The 24,587-nt window shown below is 63.1% G+C and carries 26 protein-coding genes and 1 pseudogene; 8 read left to right on the plus strand and 19 right to left on the minus strand.

All coding sequences use genetic code 11. The features are described from left to right. The first annotated feature begins 51 nt into the window (after nt 1–51). Entirely contained in the window at nt 52–921 is an 870-nt protein-coding gene (locus NF876_RS25270; RefSeq protein WP_262266176.1) for a Vgb family protein, read from the plus strand. A gap of 123 nt (nt 922–1,044) precedes the next feature. Here the strand turns inward: NF876_RS25270 and NF876_RS25275 are convergent, their stop codons facing one another. The 9 genes from NF876_RS25275 to pcaD all read right to left on the minus strand — a co-directional run bounded on the left by NF876_RS25275 (nt 1,045) and on the right by pcaD (nt 9,419). Next, complete coding sequence (locus tag NF876_RS25275; RefSeq protein WP_262266175.1) at nt 1,045–1,719, minus strand: 3-oxoacid CoA-transferase subunit B; 675 nt, start codon at nt 1,717–1,719, stop codon at nt 1,045–1,047. Beyond that, the gene (locus NF876_RS25280; RefSeq protein ID WP_262266174.1) at nt 1,719–2,453 is read right to left on the minus strand and encodes a CoA transferase subunit A; all 735 of its coding nucleotides are present in this window, start codon (nt 2,451–2,453) and stop codon (nt 1,719–1,721) included. The genes NF876_RS25275 and NF876_RS25280 overlap by 1 nt, the downstream gene beginning before the upstream one ends. A 191-nt stretch (nt 2,454–2,644) precedes the next feature. After that, on the minus strand, nt 2,645–3,481 hold the full coding sequence (locus tag NF876_RS25285; RefSeq protein ID WP_262266173.1) for a 3-oxoadipate:acetyl-CoA acetyltransferase: 837 nt from the start codon (nt 3,479–3,481) through the stop codon (nt 2,645–2,647). An 8-nt stretch (nt 3,482–3,489) separates the two neighbouring features. Continuing rightward, a complete protein-coding gene (gene benD / locus NF876_RS25290; RefSeq protein ID WP_262266172.1) occupies nt 3,490–4,293 on the minus strand; it encodes a benzoate diol dehydrogenase BenD in 804 nt (267 codons plus the stop codon). Nucleotides 4,294–4,511: 218 nt separating this feature from the next. Continuing rightward, complete coding sequence (locus NF876_RS25295; protein ID WP_262266171.1) at nt 4,512–5,441, minus strand: dioxygenase family protein; 930 nt, start codon at nt 5,439–5,441, stop codon at nt 4,512–4,514. A gap of 56 nt (nt 5,442–5,497) precedes the next feature. Beyond that, nucleotides 5,498–5,788 carry a muconolactone Delta-isomerase gene (gene catC / locus NF876_RS25300; RefSeq protein ID WP_262266170.1) on the minus strand — a complete coding sequence of 97 codons (291 nt, stop codon included), beginning with the start codon at nt 5,786–5,788 and terminating at the stop codon, nt 5,498–5,500. Nucleotides 5,789–5,792: 4 nt separating this feature from the next. Beyond that, nucleotides 5,793–6,965 (minus strand): muconate/chloromuconate family cycloisomerase, encoded by a 1,173-nt coding sequence (locus tag NF876_RS25305; protein WP_262266169.1) that lies wholly within the window; start codon nt 6,963–6,965, stop codon nt 5,793–5,795. 264 nt (nt 6,966–7,229) lie between these two features. After that, nucleotides 7,230–8,600, minus strand: coding sequence for an MFS transporter (locus tag NF876_RS25310; RefSeq protein ID WP_262266168.1), 1,371 nt, complete (start codon nt 8,598–8,600; stop codon nt 7,230–7,232). Nucleotides 8,601–8,609: 9 nt separating this feature from the next. Further along, the gene (gene pcaD, locus NF876_RS25315) at nt 8,610–9,419 is read right to left on the minus strand and encodes a 3-oxoadipate enol-lactonase (RefSeq protein WP_262266167.1); all 810 of its coding nucleotides are present in this window, start codon (nt 9,417–9,419) and stop codon (nt 8,610–8,612) included. 379 nt (nt 9,420–9,798) lie between these two features. Between pcaD and NF876_RS25320 the strand changes: the two genes are divergently transcribed. Continuing rightward, nucleotides 9,799–10,677 carry a LysR substrate-binding domain-containing protein gene (locus tag NF876_RS25320; protein ID WP_262266166.1) on the plus strand — a complete coding sequence of 293 codons (879 nt, stop codon included), beginning with the start codon at nt 9,799–9,801 and terminating at the stop codon, nt 10,675–10,677. A 513-nt stretch (nt 10,678–11,190) separates the two neighbouring features. On the opposite strand, the gene NF876_RS25325 is transcribed toward NF876_RS25320, so the two are convergent. Further along, on the minus strand, nt 11,191–12,285 hold the full coding sequence (locus tag NF876_RS25325; RefSeq protein ID WP_262266165.1) for an IS1595 family transposase: 1,095 nt from the start codon (nt 12,283–12,285) through the stop codon (nt 11,191–11,193). A gap of 184 nt (nt 12,286–12,469) precedes the next feature. Next, on the minus strand, nt 12,470–13,522 hold the full coding sequence (locus NF876_RS25330) for a reverse transcriptase domain-containing protein (protein WP_262266164.1): 1,053 nt from the start codon (nt 13,520–13,522) through the stop codon (nt 12,470–12,472). Nucleotides 13,523–13,539: 17 nt separating this feature from the next. Here NF876_RS25330 and NF876_RS25335 point away from each other — a divergent pair, with 17 nt between their 5' ends. The 4 genes from NF876_RS25335 (at nt 13,540) to NF876_RS25350 (ending at nt 19,155) form a co-directional block, all read left to right on the plus strand. Further along, complete coding sequence (locus tag NF876_RS25335; RefSeq protein ID WP_262266163.1) at nt 13,540–13,815, plus strand: Y4bD/Y4pK family protein; 276 nt, start codon at nt 13,540–13,542, stop codon at nt 13,813–13,815. A gap of 42 nt (nt 13,816–13,857) precedes the next feature. Next, entirely contained in the window at nt 13,858–14,199 is a 342-nt protein-coding gene (locus NF876_RS25340; protein ID WP_262266162.1) for a DUF6788 family protein, read from the plus strand. Nucleotides 14,200–14,320: 121 nt separating this feature from the next. Continuing rightward, a complete protein-coding gene (locus NF876_RS25345) occupies nt 14,321–16,381 on the plus strand; it encodes a recombinase family protein (RefSeq protein ID WP_262266211.1) in 2,061 nt (686 codons plus the stop codon). A gap of 1,238 nt (nt 16,382–17,619) precedes the next feature. Further along, the gene (locus NF876_RS25350; protein WP_262266160.1) at nt 17,620–19,155 is read left to right on the plus strand and encodes a bifunctional aminoglycoside phosphotransferase/ATP-binding protein; all 1,536 of its coding nucleotides are present in this window, start codon (nt 17,620–17,622) and stop codon (nt 19,153–19,155) included. A gap of 314 nt (nt 19,156–19,469) precedes the next feature. Here NF876_RS25350 and NF876_RS25355 read toward each other — a convergent pair whose 3' ends face one another. The 4 genes from NF876_RS25355 to NF876_RS25370 all read right to left on the minus strand — a co-directional run bounded on the left by NF876_RS25355 (nt 19,470) and on the right by NF876_RS25370 (nt 22,065). After that, nucleotides 19,470–19,886 (minus strand): EF-hand domain-containing protein, encoded by a 417-nt coding sequence (locus NF876_RS25355; protein ID WP_262266159.1) that lies wholly within the window; start codon nt 19,884–19,886, stop codon nt 19,470–19,472. Between the two features lie 98 nt (nt 19,887–19,984). Beyond that, nucleotides 19,985–21,073, minus strand: coding sequence for a medium chain dehydrogenase/reductase family protein (locus NF876_RS25360; protein ID WP_373696719.1), 1,089 nt, complete (start codon nt 21,071–21,073; stop codon nt 19,985–19,987). Beyond that, a complete protein-coding gene (locus tag NF876_RS25365) occupies nt 21,049–21,600 on the minus strand; it encodes a pyridoxamine 5'-phosphate oxidase family protein (RefSeq protein ID WP_262266157.1) in 552 nt (183 codons plus the stop codon). The genes NF876_RS25360 and NF876_RS25365 overlap by 25 nt, the downstream gene beginning before the upstream one ends. 201 nt (nt 21,601–21,801) lie before the next feature. Next, on the minus strand, nt 21,802–22,065 hold the full coding sequence (locus NF876_RS25370; RefSeq protein WP_262266156.1) for a hypothetical protein: 264 nt from the start codon (nt 22,063–22,065) through the stop codon (nt 21,802–21,804). 177 nt (nt 22,066–22,242) lie between these two features. Here NF876_RS25370 and NF876_RS25375 point away from each other — a divergent pair, with 177 nt between their 5' ends. Continuing rightward, nucleotides 22,243–22,425, plus strand: a complete 183-nt coding sequence (locus tag NF876_RS25375) for a hypothetical protein (protein ID WP_262266155.1) — start codon at nt 22,243–22,245, stop codon at nt 22,423–22,425. A 94-nt stretch (nt 22,426–22,519) separates the two neighbouring features. Beyond that, the gene (locus NF876_RS25380) at nt 22,520–22,768 is read left to right on the plus strand and encodes a hypothetical protein (protein ID WP_262266154.1); all 249 of its coding nucleotides are present in this window, start codon (nt 22,520–22,522) and stop codon (nt 22,766–22,768) included. 45 nt (nt 22,769–22,813) lie between these two features. Here the strand turns inward: NF876_RS25380 and NF876_RS25385 are convergent, their stop codons facing one another. From NF876_RS25385 to NF876_RS25400, 4 genes and pseudogenes are all read right to left on the minus strand, one after another. Then, nucleotides 22,814–23,311, minus strand: coding sequence for a potassium channel family protein (locus NF876_RS25385; RefSeq protein ID WP_262266153.1), 498 nt, complete (start codon nt 23,309–23,311; stop codon nt 22,814–22,816). Between the two features lie 174 nt (nt 23,312–23,485). Next, entirely contained in the window at nt 23,486–23,734 is a 249-nt protein-coding gene (locus NF876_RS25390) for a lipoyl domain-containing protein (protein ID WP_262266152.1), read from the minus strand. A gap of 93 nt (nt 23,735–23,827) precedes the next feature. Next, nucleotides 23,828–24,061: a hypothetical protein gene (locus NF876_RS25395; RefSeq protein ID WP_262266151.1), complete on the minus strand. Its 234-nt coding sequence runs from the start codon at nt 24,059–24,061 to the stop codon at nt 23,828–23,830. Nucleotides 24,062–24,186: 125 nt separating this feature from the next. Then, nucleotides 24,187–24,309: pseudogene (locus NF876_RS25400) on the minus strand (NAD(P)-dependent alcohol dehydrogenase); the annotation flags it as partial. Between the last annotated feature and the right edge of the window lie 278 nt (nt 24,310–24,587).

The raw sequence follows: 24,587 nt of genomic DNA on the forward strand, positions 1-24,587 counted from the left end.
GCCTTGCAAGCCAGGCAAGGAGCCAGGGAACGGTCAATCGATGAATTGCCCGTGACGGCGGAGGTGAAACGCACGGGCGACTTCGTGGCCTGGGGCTTCGACGCCCTCTGGATGATGACCGCCGTGACGACGGTGCTGGTGAACGGCGAGCGACAGGTGGTGGGCCCGGCCCTCGTTCGGGTCGATGGCAAGACCGATCAAGCCGAAGACAATCTGATCGAGGAGGCGACGGCAAGCGTGCGAGGCCTGGCCGTTGGCGAAGGCGCGGTTTGGATCCCGAATTCGGGCAGGGAACAGATCTTCAAGTTCGACCCGGTCGAGAAAAAGGTCGTGCTGACGATCCCGGTCCACTTCAGCGGCACCGAGGGAAGCATTGGCGTCGGTGAGGGATCGGTCTGGATCACGGCGCGGGGCAATGTCCTGACCCGTTTCAACGCCATGACCGGGACGGAGGAGGCGGCCATCAAGTTGCCGGGCTTGGCACCCGCGGCCATCGTCGACAATGGCTTCGTCTGGGTGACGGGATTCGAGCGCGGCGAGCTGTACAAGTTCGATGCAAGGGCGAACGCCCTCGTCCGGACGATCCCCCTTCGTCCGGGTCCACGGTTCCTGACAGCGGGCGAAGGCTCCATCTGGGTTCACAATCAGGGCGACAACTCGGTACAGCGGATTGATCCAGCGTCCGGCCAGGTGATCGCCACCATCGAGACAGGTCTCTCGGGACGGGGCGGGGACATCGCCACGGGCGGAGGCTATGTCTGGCTGACCCTGAAGGATACGCCGCTCATCCAGATCGATCCGAAGACTAATACGGTTGCCGCGATCTTCCAAGGCACGGGATGGGGAGACGCCATTCGCTTCGGCGGCGGATCGCTTTGGATCTCAGGACATTCGATCCGGCGTCTCACGCCGCCGGATTGAGTCTTTCCGGCCGCTTAGGAATCTCCTTTCGATGATCGGCGGCGCAGGACTTTCCCGTAGTCGTGATCAGGTGACGACCTTGGTTGGACCGAAAGGGCTCCTCCTTGCGGCAGGCCATTGAGTTCAGCTGGCGGCTGTGCCGCCGAGGGCGACCTTGCACGTGGCCTGGGTCTTGGCCCTGATCTCGTCCACGCTGACGCCGTCAGCGAGTTCGATCAGGGTCATGCCGGTGCCGCCCTTCTTGTCGATGGAGAAGACGCCGAGATCTGTGATCACCAGGTCGACGACGCCGGTCCCCGTCAGCGGCAGATTGCACGCCTTCAGGAGCTTGGGATCCTCGGAGCCATCCTTGGCCTTGGCCACGTGCTCCATCACGACGACGACGCGCTTCACGCCCGCCACCAGGTCCATGGCGCCGCCCATGCCCTTCACCATCTTGCCCGGGATCATCCAGTTGGCGAGGTCGCCGTTCTCGGCCACCTGCATGGCTCCTAAGATCGACAGGTCGATATGCCCGCCGCGGATCATGCCGAAAGAGTCGGCGGACGAGAAATAGCTCGTCGTCGGCAGCTCGGTGATCGTCTGCTTGCCGGCATTGATCAGGTCGGCATCCTCCTCGCCCTCATACGGGAATGGACCCATGCCGAGCATGCCGTTCTCCGACTGCAGCTGCACGCGCATGCCCTTGGGGATGAAGTTGGACACCAGCGTCGGAATGCCGATGCCGAGATTCACGTAAAAGCCGTCGCGCAACTCCTTGGCCGCGCGCGCGGCCATCTGGTCACGGGTCCAGGCCATCAGATTTCCTCCCCTGCGCCCGCGGTGGCGGCCTCGGCGCGCTTGCGGGTCGTGCGTTGCTCGATGTGTTTGACTGGGTTCGGCACATGCACCATGCGCTTGACGAAAATGCCCGGAGTATGAATGCAGTCCGGATCGATCTCGCCGGCCGGCACCTGATGCTCGACCTCGGCGATGGTCATCCGCGAGGCGGTCGCCATCATCGGGTTAAAGTTGCGGGCGGTCTTGCGGTAGACAAGGTTGCCTTCCGTGTCGCCCTTGAAGGCATGGACGATAGAGATGTCGGCAAACAGCCCCGTCTCCATGACGTATTTCTCGCCGTTGAACTCGCGCACTTCCTTGCCCTCGGCAATCAGGGTGCCGACGCCGGTCTTGGTGTAGAAGGCCGGGATACCCGCGCCGCCGGCGCGGATGCGCTCGGCGAGCGTGCCCTGCGGGTTGAATTCCAGCTCCAGCTCGCCGGAGAGGTACTGCTGGGCGAAGAGCTTGTTCTCGCCCACATAGGACGAGATCATCTTGCGGATCTGGCGGGTTTCCAGGAGCCGGCCGAGGCCGACGCCGTCGACGCCCGCATTGTTGGAGATGAAGGTCAGGTCCTTCGCCCCCGAATCACGAATCGCCTCGATCAGCGCCTCCGGAATGCCGCAGAGGCCGAAGCCCCCGGCCATGATGGTCATGCCATCCTTGACCGCGCCAGCCAGCGCTGCCCGCGCATCAACATATACCTTGTTCATGGGTGATCCTCTCCATGGATTCTTGCTCGACGTGCAGGGTGATGATCGGCCAGATGCGGGCCGTCCCCGCGCGATTGGCGATCTTGAAAGCGGCAAACAGCGTGCTCGTGCCGTGGCGCTTGTAGTTGTGAGGTGACCCGTGAGGGCGCAGCCGTTCGACAGTTTGAGATAGCCCTGAGCGTCACTCCGCTTCAAACGGGAGTGAGGTTCAGGATGGCGCGAGCCTCGGCGGGAGTGGCGGGCCGACAGCCGTGGCGGCCGATCACCTCGACCGCCAGGCCGACCAGTTCCGCATTGCCGGTCGTCAGCCGGTCCCTGTTGACACGGATGTTATCCTCCATCCCCGTGCGAATGGCATCCGCGCCCCGGACGAGCGCCCACTCCATGACCCGCATCTGTTCGCGCCCGATGCCAGCGGCCGTCCACGTCGCGCCGGGAATGACCCGCCTCGTTTCGGCTAGCAGGACGTCGAGCAGCACTTCGTCTGCCGGCATCGCATTCTTGACACCCATCACAAACTGAATGTGCGGACTTGGTCCGATCATCCCCTCGTCGATGAGGCGGCGTGCGGCATGAATATGGGAAAGGTCAAAGATCTCGATCTCCGGGGCGATCCGATGCTCCCGCATCCGCGCAGCGAGATCGTTCACCAGGCTCGTCGGATTCTCGTACACGATCGTCGGAAAGTTCACTGAGCCTGTCGAGAGCGAGGCCATGTCGGGGCGATGTACGAGGCTCAGGCCGCGCGCCGCCGGATCCCGTCCACGACCTCCGGTCGAGAACTGGATGATCATGCCCGGACAGACCTCGCGAATGCCGGCCTGCACCTGCGCGAAGCGGTCCGGATCGGACGAGGGGGTCTCGTCGTCATGACGGACATGGATGTGCACGAGGCTGGCGCCGGCCTCGAACGCAGCGCGGGTCGAGGCGATCTGCTCGGACGGCAGAACGGGCAGGTTCGGATTGTCCTTCTTTCGCGGCACGGAGCCGGTGATGGCGACCGCCACCACAACAGGACGAGTGGTCATGGCGCCTGTCATCCCTGGTCTCCGCCGCCGGCCGGAAGCACTGTTCCGTTGATGTAGGACGCATCGTCCGAAGCCAGGAACAGGATGGCGGCCGCGATCTCGTTCAACTGGCCGTAGCGGCCGAGATGCGAGGCACGCAGGGTCTGGTCGACGACCTCCTGCATCCACTGCTTGTCCGCCTCGGTCAGCGGGTCGGTTCCCCGCGGAATCCGGCGGGGCGGAGCATCCACGCCACCCGGTGCCACGGCGTTGACCCGGATGTTCGTCCCCGCGAGTTCGAAGGCGAGCGAGGCCGTGAGCGCGTTCACGCCGCCCTTGGCCGCCGAATAGGGAATGCGGTTGATCCCCTTCGTCGCGACCGAGGAGACGTTGACGATCGCGCCTCGCTTCTGTTCCAGCATATAGGGCAGCACCGCCCGACACCCCCACAGCGTCGGAAAAAGTGAACGGTTGATCTCCGCGACGATCTGGCGTTCGTCGAATTCCTGGAAGGGCCGCATCCAGATCGCGCCGCCTACATTGGTTACCAGCACGTCGATAGAGCCGAAGCTATCTTTCGCGCGCGCCATCACCTTCTCGTTCCCGGCGAAGGTCTCGAGATCTTCCTCCAGCGCGATGACGCGTCCAGGCCCGTGAGCCGAGGTGATCTCCTGCGCGACGTCCTGCACGACGGCCGAGCGGTCGACAATCGTCAGGCTGGCTCCCTCGGCGGCCGCATCCAGCGCCACCTGTTTGCCGACGCCCTGTGCCGCACCTGTGACAACGAGGTTACGTCCTTCGAACCGGCGGCTGCGCGTGGGTTGCTGCGGCATGGCTTGATCTCCGGGATAATTCTGCCGTGAAGGCGGAGGTTGGACGGTTCGGCGCCGTATTCAGTCATGCGGGCAGCAAAGGCCCGCCGCGCCGAGCCGTTCGTTCTTGGGCTCTACAATCGCTAACCGCGCGGTACAAAGAAATCGCCCTTGCGCCGATAACATTTTCCGTCGCAGCCTGCGACGGAGCGCCGTGGTCTGGCGCAGCAAGCAAGCCGTCAGCCGGCGGTGACGTGGGCGCGATTGACCGCCGTCTGGGGCACGCCCTCGCGCTCCTTCGTCAACACGACGTCGAAGGTTGCGCGGGCGAACGGACGGTTCAGCCCCGCATTGCGGATCGCATCGCCGTCAACGACGCGGTCCAGTGTGACGACGAGTTCATCCCGTGTACCGAAGGCGAAGTCCGTATACAGGTATTTGTCGCCCGTGAAGTTGAACTGCGTCGTCAGCTGGCGGTAGCCCGGTGCCGAAATGAAGTAGTGGACATGCGCCGGGCGTTCCGCATGCCGGCCGAGCGCGGTCATCAGCTGGCGCGTCGCGCTTTCGGGCGGGCAGCCATAACCGTTCGGCACAATCGTGCGGGCGCGATAGCGGCCCCGCTCATCCGTTTCGATGCGGCGGCGCAGGTTGTAGGGCGCCTGCTCGCCATCGATGAAGGAATAGCCGCCTTTCGAATTGGCGTGCCAGATGTCGACGATTGCGCCGGCAATCGGGTTGCCATCCTCATCCGAAACCTGACCTTCGATGATGAAGATTTCGCCGGGATCGGTGCCGTCATCCATGCGGGCCTCGCCCTTGCACAGCGGCGCGCCGGGCACATAGAGCGGCCCTTCGATGGTACGCAGGGTGCCACCCTTGAGACCAGCAAGCTTTTCGGCCTCGTCGAGACGCAGGTCGAGGAAATGCTCGAGCGCGATACCGGGGACGAGCAGGCCGAGTTCGTCATTCTTCGCCGCCTGGCCGATGAAGGCGACGGACGCCCAGAACTCGTCCATCGTGACATCGCACTCGTCGATCACCTGCATGATCCGGTAGAGCAGCTGGACCGTGACGGCCTTGACGCGCTCGTCGCCCTTGTCATTGTCCATTCCGGCCGCGCGGGCGGCGAGATCCTTCTTGGCCTCGTCGGAGATCAGGTTGGTAGGCATGTAGTTTCCTCCTTCTTTGGTGATTGGCAGTCATTCGGGAATGGCCGCGACCTCGGTCAGCGGTCGTCGTCATGCACGGACGACGGGTGGCGGCAAAGTGCCGTGACCTTGACGTCCATGAATGGAAACAGGGGCAACTCGGAGAGAATGTCGTGCAGGGCCTGCGAGCTCTCGACATCGAAGATACTGGTGTTCGCATAGCGCCCCGCATGACGCCAGAGATGCCGCCAGAGGCCGGCCCGCTGCAGCTCCTGCGCGCGCTGGCGTTCGGCCGCCTTCAACGCCTTCGCCGTCTCGGCCGGTAGGTCGTGTGGGATCTGCAAATTCATTTCGACTTGGAACAGCATCGCTTCACGATCCCATCTTGGCGCGCGGCAGCACATGGAGCGAACGTTCGGCGCGGTCGCGCCGGAAGCGGTTCAGTTGCGCCTCGGATAGCATCACACCAAGGCCTGGCGCCGTCGGTACGGCGAGGCCGAAGTCGGCATAGTCGAGCGGCGTTTCGAGAACTTCCTCGGTCAGCAGTAGGGGCCCGAACAGCTCCGTGCCCCAATCCAGCTTGCCGATGGTTGAGAAGAGATGGGCCGAGGCGGCGGTGCCGATGCCGCTTTCGAGCATCGTCCCGCCGTAGAGTCCGATACCGGCTGCCTCAGCGATCGCGGCCACCTTGGCCGCAGCGAGAAGCCCGCCCGACTGTTCGATCTTCAGCGCGAACACGTCAGCGCCAGCCTGGGCGGCGATGGCAAATGCGGTTTCCGGACCGTTTAGAGCCTCGTCCGCCATGATCGCAACCGGCGTCTCGCGGGCCAGCCGGGCCAGCGCGCCGAGATTGAGCCGCGCAACCGGCTGTTCGATCAGCTCGACACCCGCAGCCGCCAGGGCCGGCAGCATCGCGGAGGCGGTCGCTTCCGACCAGGCTTGGTTGATGTCGACCCGCACCGAGGCGCGATCGCCGAGCACGCGCTTGATCTCAGCGACATGCGCGACATTCGTGGCGGGGTCGCCCTTGCCGATCTTCAGTTTGAAGATGTTGTGACGGCGGCGCGCCAACATCTCCTCGGCTTCGTTGATGTCGCGTGCAGTGTCACCGCTGGCCAGGGTCCAGGCCACGGGCAGCCGATCATGCTGGCGACCGCCGAGCAGTTCAGAAATCGGCAGGCCGACGCGTTGTCCCAGCGCATCGAGCAGGGCTGTCTCGACGGCGCATTTGGCGAAATGGTTGCCCTGGATCGAACTGGCTATGGTGGCCATCGTCTTGGCGACGCGGCTCGGTACACTGGCAAGCAGGATTGGCGCGAAATAGGTATCGATCGCGAGCTTCATGCCTTCCGGGCTCTCGGGGCCATAGGCAAGGCCGCCGATCGTGGTGCCCTCGCCAGTTCCGACGATGCCATCGGACATGTGCAGCCGCACGATCATCAGTGTCTGCTGATGCATGGTCGTCATCGCCAGCTGGTGTGGGCGAATAGTCGGGAGATCGACCAGAATCGTCTCGACTTTTTGGACACTCGGATCTTTGGACACGTTTCGCTTCCGTATTGACTGAGAGAAAAATTAAGGTGTGCGATCCTGGAAGGACAGGATCAATTGAGTGTATTTTTATACCCGGAGGGTATGAAGTCTGCGGGGCCGCGCAGGCAGGCGCACCCGGCCAGGTGCGCTGCCGAAGGCCCTGGCGATCCGCTCGCGATCGGCTGTTTCGGCCACGAAAAAAGCACGCGGCCGGCCTCTCGGAGGTCGCGTGCCTGATTGCTGTCGCCGCTTCGCCGATGCCGAGCGGCATGTGCCTCATCGGGTGGCGGGGACGGCGGTCGTGGGCAGGCTCGACGCCGGAGCGGCGGCGGTCGTGTTCCGAACCATCAACGTGGCCAGCGCCGCAACCGCAAGCGGAATGGCGAGGGTCATGAAGTAGCCGGACGGCCCCGCGCCGGAAAGGAGCGTTCCCCCAACTGCGGAGCCGATGATAGCTCCCGAGCGACCGACGCCGATACCCCAGCCCGTGGCTGTTGCGCGCAGCTGGGTCGGGTAAGCGTTCGAGATCAGATAGTTCAGCACGAGTTGCTGGCCGCCGATCCCGAAACCGGCAAGGGCGATAAGAGAGAAGACCAGCGGCCAGCGGTCGCCTGCGAAGCCCAGCCCGAGTGCGACTGCGATCCCGACGGCGAACATACCGAGGAGGAGCTTGCGCGGGTCGACCTTCGGCAGGAAGGACGAAAGCGGCAGCGCCATGATGATAAAGGCGGCATTGACGACCACGGTGCCATAGGCGGCCTGGGCCTTCTCCAGCCCGAGCGTGGTGAGCGCGGTCGGCAGCCACTGCAGCAGCAGAAACCAGGCGACCCAGTTGAACAGGTAGATGGCGGAGATCGCGATGGTGGCGCCGCGGTAGCTGGGCTCGAACAAGCCGGCGATGGACCCGCCGTGCGCTACCTTGCCGGCGCTGACGAGGCGCACATGGTCGGGGATCGACCGGCCGGTCATCTGGCGAAGCAGGCGGCGCGCCTTGTCCTGGCTGTCGTTCTGCTTGCGCGAGACAAGATAGGCAGGCGATTCCGGCAGCAGGAAATAGGTGACGACCATCAGCGCGAGAGGCAGGACGCCGCCGAGCAGGAAGATGCCGCGCCATCCCATGACCGGCAGCCAGCTCGCGGCGATCAGGCCGCCGAGCATGGCGCCGGCAGGCAGGCCGAGCAGCACGCCGGTGATCATCATGCCACGCTTGGAGGCGGGGCTGTATTCGCCCGTCAGCGCCAGGAGCGAGGGCGTCGCCCCACCCATTCCGAGGCCAATGAGGAAACGCAAAATGATAATCTGCGTCGGCGAGGTGGCGTAGGCGCCCATGAGGGAGAACACGCCAAACAGGAAAAGCGCGATCAGGATCGCCTTGCGACGGCCATAGCGATCACCGAAGCTGCCGAGGCCGATCGCACCGAGCGTCATGCCGATGGTGCTTGCGGTGATGACCCAGGTCATGTCCGCCGGCTTCATGCCGAAATCCTGCGCGATCGCGGGTCCGATGAAGGCTATGGACTGGGTGTCGAAGCCGTCGAGCAGGGCGATAACGAAGCAGAGCGCGACGACCGCCCAGCGGCGGCCGGTCATCAAACCGTCGTCAATGATAGCCTTGATGTCTTGTGTCGTGGTTGGTGGGATGGACATGGGCGCTCCTTAGGATTGTGATTTTTGCGGGAATGAAACGGAGAGGTCGCGGCGCAGCTCGGCCGTGACCTGCTCGGCCTGCTCGATGGCGAGCAAGTGAGCGGCAGGCGTGAGCACGACGAGGCGTGAGCCGGCGATGCCTGCCCGTAGGGCCTCCGCCATCTCGACGGGCGTCGCGGGATCCTCGCGGCCGGCGATCACGGTCGTCGGAGCACTCACCCGATGCAGCAGAGGGCGCAGATCCATGCGGCCGATCGCCTCGCAGCAGGCTGCGTAGCCGTCCCGGTCGATGGCGGCGAACTCCTCGGCCACCGCTTCGGCGGCCCTGGGATGATTGTCGCGGAAGCCTGTGGTGAACCATCTCTGCATCGTGGCCGCAAGGATGGCCCGAGTGCCTTCGCGCCGCACCAGCCCAGCACGCTCCTCCCAGGCCTCACGCGTCGGCATGTGAGCCGTCGTCGCCATAAGGGTGAGGCCGGCGAGGCGCGCGGGGTACCGCATGGCGAAGGCCTGGCCGGTCATCCCACCCAGCGAGAGGCCGGCGACATGGGCGGGCGCCAAATCGAGGTGGTCAAGCAGCGCAGCGAGATCATCGGCAAGATCGGCGATCTCGAAAGGTGCGGGGCCGCGGTTCGAGCCGCCATGGCCGCGCGTGTCGTAAAGCACGCAACAATATTCCGCAGAAAGTTCGCCGACGATGGCGTCCCACATCCGATGCGTAGTACCGAGCGAATTGGAGAAGACGATCGCAGGTGCGCTGCCGGGGCCGGTGACCGTATAGAAGAGGCGCACGCCCGATTTGCTCTCGACATAAGGCATGATCAGATCCCTACTCTTCGGCCGCGACGCACGAGCAGGGCTGGCGACGCACTTTCCGGAAGCCGTGTTAGCGCGGATCCCAACGGTTCGATGTCAGACATGGCACTCCGACGGCTCTCATGGCCAGTTCAAGTCCGCTGCAGAGCTCAATCCTCCTGCGCGAACGCTTTTTCCCTGCTTGTAGGCTAGGTCTCCACGACGCTGCTGGACAGGATCGTTTTGGTGTAAATTAATACCCATACGGTATGGAAGGGCCACGCCTGCGCTCACACAATGTGGGATCTGGGGCATTCGCCTCGGAGCATGCGGCAACCGTCATGACGGTGGTCTCCGGGATGCAGCCGCCCGCGTAATTGGGGATTGGGAGGAGCAAGCAGCGATGGATCTACGTCATCTGCGCTATTTTACGACCGTGGCCGCCGAAGGCTCGTTCAGCCGCGCAGCCGAGAAGCTCCATATCGCCCAGCCGCCGCTCAGCCGGCAAATTCAGCAGTTGGAGGAGGAGCTTGGCGTGCTATTGCTCGATCGTGGCCGGCCGATCACGATGACAGAGGCCGGGCGCTATCTCTTCGACCAGGCGCTGCAGGTGCTGCAACGCGTCGAAGAGATGAGCGCCATGACCACGCGCATCGGCAAGCGCATGGTGTTACAGTTCAACATTGGTTTCGTCGCCTCGACGCTCTACGACACGCTTCCCGAGTTGATCCGCGATTTTCGCATTCTGGTGCCGGATGTGGAGGTGCAACTCCTCGAGATGACGACGCTAGAGCAGATTTCTGCGTTGAAGGACGGTCGCATCGATGTCGGCTTCGGGCGTCTGCGCTTCGATGATGACGCCCTGGTGCGCCGAGTGCTGCGCGAGGAAGGATTATGTGTGGCGGTCAGTTCGACCCATGCGCTGCTGACGAGGAGCAGGAAGCCAAAGCTGGTCGATCTCGAGGCGGAGCCGCTGATCCTGTATCCGAAGGCACCCCGACCGAGCTATGTCGATCAGGTCCTATCGTTCTATCGCGAGGCCGGGGTTAGGCCGCGCATCGGCATGGAGGTCCGGGACGTGCAGACCGCGCTTGGCCTGGTCGCTTCTGGGGTCGGGATTTGCGTCGTTCCGGGCTCGGTCCGGCGTTTTGGCCGCGACGATGTTGAGTTCCTCGACCTCGATGAGACGTTCTCCAGTCCGGTCATCATCAGTTATCGCAAAAACGATACTTCTGTGCTGTTGCAGCAGATCATTGCCTTGGCAGGCCAAGATCGTCATTGAGGCTTCATGGCCAGTACGCTTTTCGGCGTTTGATCTTGGCGGCAGGATTGGCCGCAGCGAAGAGGCCATGAAGCTCCTCGCGCAGCTCGAGGAATTCACGCTTGGGTGGAGGACGAGTTCAGCCGATGACGCTCCGGATATGATAATACGGCACCGTCATGTCTGGATGGCGCCCGTTTGGCAATGTGATTGTTGATGATGCTTGGGCCTAGCGGGGCGGGTGCGGTCATGTCTCCGGCCTTTGAACGCGGTACTTCATGACCGCTGGCCCTGATGTTTTGCGCTGGAATCTGGTCCCTCTCAACTTATCGCGCTTGGATGACGCAAGACGATGCCACGGGTTTGCCAGTTCCGGCGGTCCATATCCGCTTGGCTTCACATCATCTCATCATCACCGTGCCAACTGGGTTGCCCTGATAGGCGAATGGTCTCAACGGGTCGTCTATGATGCCGCCGATGCGGCAGCTTTCTGGGGCCAGCGCAAGATCTGTGTCCAACGATACGTCGGCATTATCAACCAAACGCAGCTACTTTCGAGAGAAGGTCGATCCCGCCGGCCTTGGTTCGGCGCATCTCGCGTCCCACGGCTGAGCGGAACACGGCTGGGAGCTGCAATGCTGGCGGTATGCGCGCCCACAAGGTCTTGGTTACTGGCCGTCCTTTGCGCGTTCTTCGCGGCGCCTGGCCTGTGACCACCCGCTGTGACCAGCGAAAGCCGATCTCATTGAAGTACAGATCTGCGAGATGTGGGCTGATGTGGTGGAACACACCTGAGACGGTGCGGCGGATGCGATCGTTGAAGCCTTCCGCCGAGTTGATGTGCACCGGCCCGCGGGCATACTCGCGGGCCTTATGGTGGACAGTGTCATGGGCCGCAAAGGCGCTGCCCAGAGAGACAAACGCTTTCCATTCATCGCTCATTAGATGAGCATTGGGCTCGACGGCTTCCGTGAGAACCCGGTCAGCCTCGGACTCCGACAGATCCTCAATCACAGCCGCCCGAACCTCCCCAGACGGCGCCCCAACACTAACATCCGGCGGCCGCTGCACGGCCACAAGCGCCGGTGTTTTCAATGTCTTCGGCTCACCTTTGCGTCCACGCCCGGGTGGAGAATAGTTCCGATCCCGCCGCGGTTTGCCGCCGACGTAGAGGCTGTCGATCTCAACCACACCATCAAGGGCCTGCTCGCGTCCGACCATCAGGCGCAGGGCATGCCCCATTCGCCAAGCCGTCGGCTGGCTGACGCCGAGCGCCTCCGCCAAGCGGATTGAGGAGATGCCCTTGTCCGACTGCAGCATCAGCCAGAGGCCCGATAGCCAGGTCCGTAGGGGCAGCTTCGTTGCATGCAGCGGCGTGCGGGTGGTGACGGTGAACTGATAGCGGCAGGTGCCGCTCGAGCATTGATAGAGCCTGGGTCGGGCCCGCCTCCCGTTCTCCCGGCCCATTAAAGCAATGGAGCGGCGATAGCCGCAGGCCGGGCAAATCCGCCCGTTCGGCCACACCATCGCCTCAAGCAACCGCCGGCAATGATCCTCATCCTGGAAGGCTCGGATCATGTCCGACACTGTAGTGACCCTACTCAGTGTCTCGCCGACAGACAGCTGCATGCTGACCTCCTGATCCGGCCTCGATCATGGGATCAGAATCGCACGCAAAAGCTTAGCTGCAAAGGAAAAGCTGCGTTTGGTTGATAATGCCGTCGTGTCATTGGGAACTGTATCGCGGTAGGGATGCCCATTGCTGGGCACCCCCCGCACAGATCCGGACGAGCGGAATTCCCGCATCCGGCTCTTACCTCGGGTGTTTGACGGCAAAGCGGATGCGCGGCCGGGGATGAAGGATGCGCGGTCGCGGGAGCCAGTCATTGGCCAGCCGGATCATTCGTTCACACATCAAGCGATGGCGCTGGCTTCGCCGCCGAAGCGTCTGGGCCCAGAGCCGGATGATGTGGTCACGAAAGGCACCGAGCGACCGATAGTTGGTCGGCACGGCGTGATACGCATAGTAGCCAGTGAGCACCTGCTTCAGCCATCGTCCCTGCTCGGGGATGGTCCAATACATGCGCCGTCGCAACTCGTTCTTGATCTCCTTCAGCTTTGCCACCCTGCGGTCCCTCCGGCTCTTCCGGAGGATTTGGAACCGGCCCAGCCGGGTCCTCCCGCAGATGTGGGTGAAGCCGAGGAAGTTGAACGTCTCCGGTTTGGCAAGCCCCTTCTTGTGACGGGTCTGAGCCGCATAGCGGCCAAACTCGATCAGTCGGGTCTTGTCCGGATGGAGCTGCAACGCGAACTCCTGCAGCCGGTCTCGCATCATGCTCAGGAAGCGCTGGCCGTCGGCCTCATGGTGGAAGCCCACCACAATAGCGTCGGCATAGCGCACGATGATCATGTCGCCAGTGGCCTCCCGCCGTCGCCAGCGTTCGGCCCAGAGGTCGAACACATAATGCAGGTAGATATTGGCCAGGAGCGGTGAGATCACCGAGCCCTGACCTGTACCCCTGTCACTGACCTGAACGACCCCGTCCTCCAGAACACCCGCCGTGAGCCATTTGCGGATCAGGCGGATGATGCGCGGATCGCCGATGCGGTGCTCCACGAAACGGAGGAGCCATGTCTGGTCCACCGTGTCGAAAAATCCCGCGATGTCGGCGTCCAGGATGAAGCTCACTTTCCGCGGCTCGATCCCGACATGGAGGGCGTCCAGCGCATCGTGCTGGCCGCCTCCGGGCCGGAAGCCATAGCTGAAGCCGACGAAGTCTTCCTCGTAGATCTGGTTCAGCACTGCTGCGGTCGCCCTCTGGACAAGCTTGTCTTCAAGGGCCGCCACACCCCCAGCGAACTGCACCTGGATCCAACCAACCTTTGGGATCGGCTGAGGTCATCCACCCGTTCCATCCGCTGCGCGGACAGCGGTTTGTCGTTCTGAAGGTCCGCCGCGTCTCGGGCGTTGAGACATTGAGCCTGCGCCACGCCGACCTCGGCTCGTTTGCCATGCCGCGGGACTGGACCGACTGGGCACGGCCAGAGGCGCAAGCCTCCGCCACGAACATTCCCTTGCTGATCGATGCGTTCGGCCTCGTCGCACTGGCCGAGCTGATCGACGCTCTCGCACACGACCAATCCGAGGTTGACCGATGACCCATCTTTTGATTCGCTCGGACAGACAGGTGAGTCGGTCCGATGGACATTCAACACCTTTCATCAGCGGCATTGCGCAAACGCCGCCACAAGCTCGCGCGCGGCTTGCCGCCCATCGAGCAGGTGCTGCGAGGCTCGCTGATCGAGACCTACAAACGCTGTGGGCGCCCAAACTGCCACTGCATGAACGGACCAGGTCACGGTCCGAAGCGATATTTGTCCATCCCTCAGCCCGGCGGTCGCCCCCGAAGGGACTACGTTCCCAACAACGCTTATCCGCATGCCGCGCAATTGATCGCCAATTTCCGCAAGCTGCGCGACGCGCTCGACGAGATTGGAGCGATCAACGCAGAACTGTTGCGTCGACGCGAAGAGATTGGATAGACCGCCATGGATCCGGCTCTCGTCGCCCTCGACTTCGCCAAGGCGGGCGCCATCGTGGCCGATATGGTCGTGTCTTATCTCGCCGCGGCCCCGCTCTCCGACTGGGAGGGGCCCGATGATCATGAGTGCGAAGATCGCCACACGACACTTGTCGCGGCAGGCTTGCATCTACATTCGGCAGTCAACGATGGGGCAAGTCCGCCTCCATCAGGAGAGCACGGAGCGCCAGTACAATCTAATGGCCCAGGCAACGTCGCTCGGGTGGCGGCCGGAGCAGATCCGGGTTCTCGACCGCGATCTTGGTCAATCCGGTGCCACGATGACGAACCGGGAGGACTTCAAGGTCCTGGTCGGCGATGTGGCGATGGGCCAGGTCGGGGCCATCTTCTCCTTGGAAGCACCCCGGCTGGCCCGCTCGAACCAGGACTGGCACCGCCTGCTCGAGCTGTGCGCCATCACGAACACCCTCGTGATCGACGAGGATGGCTGCTACGATCCGGCCGAGTTCAACGACTCCCTCGTCCTCGGCATGAAGGGGACCTTCGCCCAGGCGGAATTGCACATCATCCGCGCGCGCCTCCACGGCGGTAAACTCAACAAGGCTGCCAAGGGTGAGCTGCGCTTCGCCTTGCCGGTCGGGCTGGTTTGGGACGGTGATCAGATTGTGATCGACCCCGACCAGGAAGTCAGGGGTGCCGTGCGCATGGTGTTTGATCTGTTCGCCCGCGAGAGCACGGCCTTTGGCGTCGTCCAACGCTTTAACGAACTCGGATTGCGCTTCCCACGCCGGGCGTATGGCGGCGCCTGGGATGGCAACCTGATCTGGGGCCGGCTGACCCATTCGCGGGTGCTCGGCGTCCTGGCCAATCCATCCTATGCCGGCATGTATGTCTTCGGGCGATACCAATCGTCGAAAGAGGTCGAGCCCTCCGGGGAGATCCGCTCGCGGTCGCGCTTGATGCCGCAGGACGCCTGGCGCATCGTGATCCCCGATCATCACGAGGGCTATATCTCCGCCGACCGGTTCGTCGTCAACCGGGAGCGTCTGGCGGCCAATCGCACCAATGGCGAAGAGCTTCCTGGTCCCGTGCGCGAAGGCCTGTGCCTCCTGCAAGGTTTGCTCCTCTGCGGCGTGTGCGGTCGCCGTCTCAGCGTCCGATATACTGGCAATGGCGGCATCTACCCGATTTATCAATGTGTGTGGAAGCACCGCGAGGCTTTGGCACCCCGCGCTTGCCTCAGTGTCCCGTCAGCGCCGCTCGATCAAGCCATCACCGATCGCTTGGTCAGCGCCATCACGCCGGTAACGATCGAGCTCGCCCTCAAAGCGCTGACGAACCTGGAAGAACGGGATCGCGAGGTCGGCGCGCAGTGGCGGATGCGGATCGAGCGGGCGCGCTACGAGGCCGAGCTTGCGGAGCGGCGCTACGAAGCTGTCGATCCCGCCAACCGGCTGATCGCCGCGACGCTCGAAACACGTTGGAACGACGCCCTGCAGCGCCTGCATGATCTCGAAGCCGAACTCACGGCCTTTGAACACGAGACGATGCACGCCGTCACCGCCGAGCAAAAGCGCCATATACTCGCGCTGGCCCAGAACTTTCCTCGCCTGTGGTCGGCGCCAACCACGACGTCACGGGACCGCAAGCGCATCCTGCGCCTGCTAGTGCGCGACATCACCGTGACGCGGGGACCGGAGCCGAAGATCGTCAGATTGCACGTTAGCTGGCAAGGGGGCGAGACGGAAGTCCTGCCACTCCGGCTGCCACAGAACCGGGCTGAGGCAATCCGGTATCCCGAGGCCTTTGTCGCGCGCATTCGCGAGCTGTCAATCGATCACCTTGACGGTGACATTGTCGCCCTGTTGCGCGCGGAGGGTCAGCGCAGTGCGACAGGCAAGCCCTTCACGGTCGGCGCCATAAGATGGATCCGCTACAAGCACCGGATTTCTGCGCCCAAACCGCCGGCCGGCAGCCTCAGCGTGTGCCAAGTGGGGGAACGCTATGGCGTTAGCCTCTGGGTCGTTCATTATTGGATCGCACGCGGTATTATCTCCCCTACGCGAAGCAGGCCGAAAGGCCCGTACGCGATCACGATCGATGCCGCCTTGGACCAACGCCTCCGGACCTGGATTGCCAAATCAGGACACCTTCATCCGACATCCCCAACGCTTACTGCATGAGGTGCATTATGAAGCCTGCATCGCAACGGCCAGCGGGCGCTGCCGTCCATCCGGCTTCGGAATATACCGTCGCCGCGAGGGCAGCGGGCGATACGCCCCTCGGTGAACCCGGTCGTGCAGATCCGCAATCTTGCGATCAAGATCTGCCTCATAAGTTCGCCAGGTCATCCCATCCACCCCGGGAGCGGCCTCTCGCTTGAGGGCATAGAACGCCATTCTGAGGGCTTCCGGGTTGATGTGATGGAAGAGCGCCGTGAACTTCTCCCTCTTTCTGTGCCTTGCGGCTTGCCGTATGCGGTCCAGCGCATGGGACACACTTTCCCGGTCCTGAGCCCGGCATGTGCTGTGCTGATCCGCCTTCCCCTTGGTTCCTGCCCTTGGCTCCCCTTGCTCCGCCGCTGGTGACCCAGCTTTGTTCACAAGGTTCATGGCTACTATGGCAGGATCTGACTCCTCGGGATCGTTCATCATCGGCTTCGGCTCCTCGCCTTCCCGATGCGGACCAGCCGTGGCATGCCACGCTGGCCAATCCCGAGGCCTCCCGGTTCCCGTGCAAGGAGCGTCCATGCATGCCAGGGTCTCTGACCACGTCGGGTCGAGCCGGCCCTCGCGCTGTCGCGCCGGCTCATGTTGCCTTCCGCATACCAGAAGAACGTCGGCACCCGAGAAGCGTCACTTTCGCGGCTCAATGGCTGGCCTACATGCTCCCCTGTCAACGCTTCACGGGCGGCCTCACGACCGTCCGCGCATGACTCGGGGCCAATGTGGATCGCTACTCCTTCATTGCGATTGGACTTGCACCATCTACTCCTTGCCGGTCTCCCGGCGCACTCTTGCGCTGACCCCTACAAGGCGTCGTCCGCGATCTCTAGGATCGAGGCTGGGTCCTTTTTGAACCCCACACTGTCCCGTCCCCGCTGAGTAATCCGGTTGGAATGTTATTGGAGTTCAGGGTCACCCAAGAAAAATGCAGGTGTCTTGGGAACGTCTGCGTCGTCCCGCTTCAGCAGACATTCGACCTACTTCGCAGATGTGCCATCAGGAGGAGGTCCGTCCGCTAGCGCGTTTGCCCCCCGCTGGCGGCAGCGCAGACCAGCGTGGCAGCTCTGGTGAAGCTTTGCGCCGGCCCTAGGGGAGCGTCCGATAGTTGTTGACGTGTCCGGGATACGCGGGCCAACATTGCTTCATGAGTTCTCAAAACCTGCAACACCCTCCTCCGACAGCACAGGGGCACAACCATGCTCATCGAGGATCAAGCCGAAACCATCCGGTTCCTTGAGCAGCTTCTTGGAGAGCACTCGTCCGTGGAGATCCTCACGACCCATGCCTCGATGATCCTCCTGGCGGGGGACAGGATCTACAAGTTGAAACGGGCGGTTCGCTTTCCCTATCTCGACTACTCGACAGCGAAACAGAGGCACGCGGCCTGTCTGGCCGAATTGAACCTGAATCGCCGTACCGCGCCGGAGCTGTACCTCGGAGTCCGCAGCATCACGCGTGAGGCAGATGGGCAGCTTGCCCTCGATGGCGTTGGACCATTGATCGATGCCGTGGTGGAAATGCGTCGCTTCGATCAGGAGTGCCTTCTCGACCGGATGGCGCAACAAGAATCTCTGACACCCGCGATCCTGTCCGACCTGGCCCACCGCATTGCGGTCTTTCATCAGGAGGCGCCCGCCAGTTTGGAGTATGGCGGGGTCAGGGGGATTGCGGCCGTCCTCGACATCAACGAGCGATCGCTGCGCGCCACCAAGCTGGTCACGAATGAGGTGGCAGACGCGTTCGCCGCAAAGTTTCAGCGAACGCTCCACGGCCTTGCGGACGTGCTCGAGCGTCGTCGCCTGTCAGGCAAAGTCAGGCGCTGCCATGGCGACCTCATCCTGCGCAACATTTGCCTGTGGCATGGCGTCCCAACCCTGTTCGATTGCATCGAGTTCGATGAGGGCCTCGCCACCATCGACGTACTGTACGATCTGGCTTTCCTGCTGATGGACCTATGGCACCGCAACCAGCAGGAAGCGGCGAACATCCTGCTGAACCGGTACCTCGACGAAGCTGACGAAACTGATGGACTCGGTCTCATCCCGTTCTTCATGGCGGTTCGTGCGGCGGTCCGTGCCCATGTTACGGCTGCCCAGGCGGAGCATGCACCTGTGGGTGCTGTTGAAAGCCTGCTTGCCGAGGCGCGCCAGTACTTCGCTTTGGCCGAGTCGCTGCTGGAGCCGGCACGGCCCGTCGTTGTCGCCGTCGGAGGGCTCAGCGGAACCGGCAAATCTACGATAGCCTCGCTTGTTGCCCCCCATCTGGGGCCGGCGCCTGGGGCTCGAATTCTGAACAGCGACCGCATCCGGAAGCAGATCCATGGGGTGCCAACCAACACCCGCTTGCCGGATCAAGCCTATCGTCAGGATGTCTCCGATCAGGTCTATGCAACTTTGAGACAGGAAGCAGGGCGGGCGTTGCAGGGCGGGTTTTCCGTCGTTGTCGATGCCGTTTTCTTTCGGCCTCAGGAGCGTGAGAGGATCAAGCAGCTTGCGGTCGGGCGCGGCGTTCCTTTCACGGGCTACTGGCTCCAGGCTCCGATAGAGTTGCTCGTGTTGCGCGTGGCTGCCCGTCGGAACGATCCATCGGATGCGACGGCCGAAGTCGTGCACATGCAAGCCGAGCGGAACTGCGGGGCGATTGATTGGACCCATCTCGACGCGTCGCGGGAACCACTCGTCACCAGGGATGCCATTCTCCAGCATTCGAGCATCGGTCGAGGCGCATCCTGATCCAGGATGACTCAAAGCTGTGAACCGGCATGGCATCTAACCCTCTATCGGCGTGCAAGCATGATCCCGGGCAAAGTCTGAAAAGCAATAGAAGCACAGCGCCTTTGCCCGTCAGAAGGGGGCAGCCGTGCGTGCCGAATGAGAGGGCAAGTGCCACGCCGATGCATATCCCAGGGTGCCGCAACGGCTCTTTCAGCGGCGCTCCGGTCTCCAACAGGGTCCGATTCACACGCGAGCGGGATTACTCTTCCAGCCCCGGAAATCGTGTATAGCTTTGGCTCCCGGGGCGACAGCGACGATCCGTTGGCACGTGGCTAATCCCGTATGAAGGCTTGAATTTCCTCAGGTGTTGCTTTGCCATCCTTGTTGGCATCGACTCTGTCGAAAATCCGCTTGTGAATGGCCGTCACCTCGTCGAAGGAAAGCCCCCCGTCTCCGTTCGCATCGGCGATGGCGAAGAAGATCTTCATCGGCGCGGGTCCGGGCATGCCCATCATCCCAGGCTGCATCATGCCGCCCATCATGGCGGACTGGCTGGGTGGCATGCTGGACTGGCCGGGCTGCGCGCCCATGCTCTGGCCCATCATGCCGGATGGAGGCGTCGCCTGTGCGAGCGTCGTCTCGGGATGGTGCGGATCGGCCGCGATGGTCTGCGCTGTGGCCAGTGCCGTCATGCCGGCGGCGATTATCATGGCCAAGGCGGTTGTGCGTGACAGTGTGGGCAACGTCATGGCTTCCTCCTTGTTTTCAGGCGCTCAACGGAGCGCGTCGGTGACATCGGTGTACGGTTTATTCCAATGGGCTTTCGGCCTCCTCTGGCTTTATCGTGTCACAGCCCTCGCTCAGGCGAATTGCAAACCAGCACAAGCTTGCCTCTCACTGATCCCTGACCGAGCAATTCGTGCGCGCGACGCGCCTCGCTCAGCGGAATCCGCTCGGCGACCATGGGTTTGATTTTCCCGTCACGAAGCAGATCAAGCAATGCACTCAGATCCTCCCGGAACCACGCCGGTTTCCACCGCTTCAGGTTCTGGATGCTGTAGGGCAGGATGCGCCGTCTGCCGGGTGCCAGGAGAGCGCGGAGCGCGTACCACGCCGGCCGCACGATGCCGCGAAACCGGTAGCGCAAGCCACCCGCCAGCTGCCCCTGCTTCAGAAACGACGTAAAGCCATAGACGATGACACGGCCGCCCGGTCTCAGGGCCTGGAAGGAGCGCCAGACATTGGCTTCGCCAACCCCGTCGAACACGACATCCACGCCTTCGCCGGTCAGGCGGCGTATCTCTTCGACAAAGTCGGCTTTCTGGTAGTCGATGGGCGTGGCGCCCAAGTCGGAGACGATCTGATGCGTAGCCTGCGATGCGGTGCCATACATGACCAGGCCCGCCAGGCGGCCGAGTCGCAGCACCGCCGTGCCGACGCCGCCGGCGGCCCCATGAATAAGCCCCCGTTGCCCGGGTGCGACATGCACCGTGCGATGCATCATCTGATAGGCCGTGATGTAATTGAGCACGAGGCTGACGGCCTCGGCGCGATCAACGCCATCCGGAACGGGGGTGAGTTCACTCTCCGGCAGGCAGATGTATTGGGCATAGCCTCCATGAATGGGCAGAGCCGCCATCATCCGGCCGACCAGTGCTTGCGATGTATCCACTCCGACTCTGTCCACGACGCCCACGATGTCCCATCCCGGCGTGAATGGCAGCGGCGTCTTTTCCGGATGCAGCCCTTCCCGCATCAGCAGGTCCGCGAAGGACACGCCGGCAACGAGCACGCGCACGCGTACCTCACCGCGTCCCGGCTCTGGCGCCTCGTCCTCAACGGTCTCTAAGACCTCTGATCCACCGTGGCGGCGAACGATGACCCGGAGCGATTTCATTGACAGGTCTCGCCCTATCGTAACGTGGTCCGCGTCCATGCGGGCGGATCGCTGGCCGGGAACAACTCCAGATCGGCCTCCTCGACAAGGTCGGGAGCCTCCTCCACGTCGTCGGAAACCCTGATCAGATCGGTGTGCCCGAAGCCCTTGGAGTAGTCGAGCACCGAGATGACGGTTGGCGTCACACGGAAGATGCGGACCTCCTCCGGGCTCGGCATCGGCCCGGGCAGGGAGACCTGCTCCGGATACTTCCGCACGAGCATCTGCATTACCTTGCCCGCCTCCGCTCGGTCGGTCACCGCCTGCGCACGCCCCGCCATGGACAGGCCACTGATCGCCATGATGTCGGACGTGTCATGGTCAATCGTCAGCGACACTCGGTCGTCCCGCGCCAAGTTCGCCGCCTTCTGGCTGTTCAGGCCGCACAGGAGGTAAAGGGTAAGCTCCTCGTTCGCGTAGCCGACGGTCGTCGCGTGCGGCCAGCCGTCTGGCCTGAGGGTGGCAACCGTCATGATCCGGTGCTGATCCAGCAGCGTCAGGATCTTGCGTTTGATCTCCTTGTCCATCGGCCACCTCCATGATGGCGCGCAGCCCTCCGCGGAATGCGCGATTATACGCCCACCGACTTGTCCTGTCGCTCAGGGTGGGGCGTGAAACTCCATATTCAGGGCATGTCGGCGGGGGCGTTCGGCGCTTTCCGCCCGCTGGATCCGGATGACCCTGGACGATGGCGATGCGCCTGGTCGCCTACCCTGCCTCGGTCGAGATCAAGCCACGGCGGACTGGCCACACTGCTGCATCCAAAGCCTGTTCAGAAGGTCAACATAGGGTTGGCGTCTCTCGCGATACGCGGTTCTGAGCTTTGCCGTGATGTCCTGCTTGAGCTCTTCGGTAATCGCGCTCTTCTCGACCCGGTCCAGGTCAATCTCATGCTCGCAGTCGATGGTGCGGAGTGTGTGCATGACTTCCTGCATCGTCACGTCGAGGCTCGGGGAGCACATCCGAGCTTGACGGCTGGCATTGGCGGACACGGCTCCCTCCATGGCTTGGAGACCTGCTGATGGGAATGCCTCATCGAGTAGCATCCTTGATTTGGAGCCAAGTGAAAGCCCGTATTTCTACGGAGGCATGGCCCATGGAGTGCCATCTCCCATGCGGGCTGGGCACATCGAGTGGCGGTCTGGAGCCACGGGGGCGGATCGGGAAGCATGGCCAGGAGCAGGCTGGCCGCACGGATCACTGGCGCGGGTCACCCGGTCACCCAGCAACGCGCCGCGGGTCTCGGCCCGGTTCGCATCGGATGGGCATACAATCCTGACGTGTCGGGTTTCGTCGAGGATGGTGTTCCTCTTGAGCACCTCTCCGGCAAGATCGACAGGAGCATCCCCTGACATACAATTGACTCCGGCAGATCGTGCTCGCAAAGCCGACCACATCAGAGGCGGGGGGCCTGCGCAGCCGGTCCTGACATCAGAGGGGCTACCGATGATCGATCAGCAATATGACGAGTTCACCCGGAGGATGCTGGATGACGCCGCGGACCAGATCGAGAAGGGTTCCGATAACGAGGACACCTTGGTCTTCATGTCCAACACACTGTCTGATTGCGCCACGGCAATCGACGCCCATGCCGAAGGTGTCGAGATGTCTGCGCAGACCCTTAAGTCCCTGTGCAGGGTCCTCCATGCGATCCGCAGCAGGATCGATGTCGCCATCGCGCGCCCGGAGAGATGACGCCACAGGAACCCTTGGCGAGCCACCCATGCGCCTGACTGGTTCTCAGGGCAACGTCTGGCGTATTCCCGTGGAGGCGCTGCGCGGGATGGACCTGCGGGTCTCCCCCTTCTTACGTGGTGCTGTCCGGGCATGAAGGGGCCAGTACCGCTCCATGGCGAGATAGGTGAACGAGGCGGTCCAGCCGATCAGCAGCAGGCCGTTCAACGCCTCTACTCCGGCGATGAGCCGGGCGTGCGCAACCGGAATCTGGTCCCCGAATCCGAGCGACGTATACGTCACGACCGAGAAATACAGGCAATCCTGGAAGCTTTCGACCGGCAAGCCGGCAAAACTGCCAACCTGAAGCTTCAAGCTAAGGGCCCAGTATCCAAGAGCATATGTCCACACGGCTGCCGTGTGGCCGACAAAGGCGGCGAGCACGACCGCGATGATCCGCATCCGCGGCGGCACTGGCAGGTCGGCCAAGTGGTTCGAGGTCAGCCGCAGGGTCTCGTAGACGATCAGAATCGTGGTCACCACGAGCACCACGCTCGTAGCCATCGCTGCAATCATGGCGGCCAACCACCTCCCCTGATCGGATCCTCTCCGGTTTGGAGGGCGTCATGCTGCAGGCCTATATACTCTCATCATCAGCCGATCTCATTGAGGTGGATCAATGGGTCGATGAAGAGAACCTGGCCCTGCGCCAAATCGGCCAGTCGGCGCTGAGAAGGGCTACTTTGTTTCCGGGTCCAGGCGCGCGAGCAACGTCCCCGGCTCGATGACATCGTTTTCACCAACGGTGATCGAGAGACGTCCCTGCGCCGGGGCCGTGACCTCATGGAGCGCCTCTTCGATCCTGATGGTCGCGATGGGGTCGCCTTTGCGGACGGCCGCGCCATCGGACACCAGCCACCGTTCCAGCACGCCCTCCGGCAGTATGGTCGAGGCCCAAAGGTTGTCGGGCACTTTCAGATCCAGCATGCTCAGCTCCGTTGCGAGCCCCCTGCCAAACGCGCTCATTCTACCACGCCCGTGGAGTGAGGGGCGATTGGGATTGCCATGAGACAGTTTTGTTTAGTGGTCGTTGGCCCGTCCCAGCGCGCAGGTGCCCGTGGTATGCTCCGCGATGGCAGCCATGGCGTCATCGAGTGAGGCATAGGGTCCGGCGGAAAGGCCTTCCAGAACCGTGTCGGGAATGGCCTCGATGGTCACCTCATCCATGCGGATCCAGATATGGCCAACGATAGTCGTTGTGCCCACCGTCACGTCGTAGCGATGAGCTCCGGCGCGCCACACCAGCGTGTTCATGGCAAACCTCCAAAGATGTGGCTTCCAGGGCGGCCCCACGTTCGGATCCGTCGGCGAGCACGTGCATGATGTCGGCTATCGGGACCTCGGCAGGCGGTCGAGCCGGATCATCCGGCGGGAAGGCGCTCATGTGCGATGGTCAAGCCACGGGCGACGGGATCCTCGCCCTTGAGGATGTGCAGGTCGGTGCCGCAGATCGTGGTGGTGATGCGCACGAGCGCATCCAGCGGCCCGACGTCCGGGCTCAACGACGAAGGCGACTTTGATCTTGGGCACGATCATTCCTCCCAAGGTTCGTCTCCGCCAAGCAAGTCGGGCGGACACGTGAAGATCGATTCCGAGGTGAGCCTGGGTACGACGGTCAAGGACTACCTGCCCGTTACCTAGGAACGGACGAGGCGGCCGTGATTGTGGGGAGACGGCCGCTGTGCCGACGGCTGAGAGCTGCGAACTCGGCTACGGGGGCTCGAAGCCGACGCTGCCGACCCCGCACTGCGCCTGCTCATTGCCCGCCCTCGGACGAGAC

The sequence above is a fragment of the Microvirga yunnanensis genome (assembly GCF_025460875.1).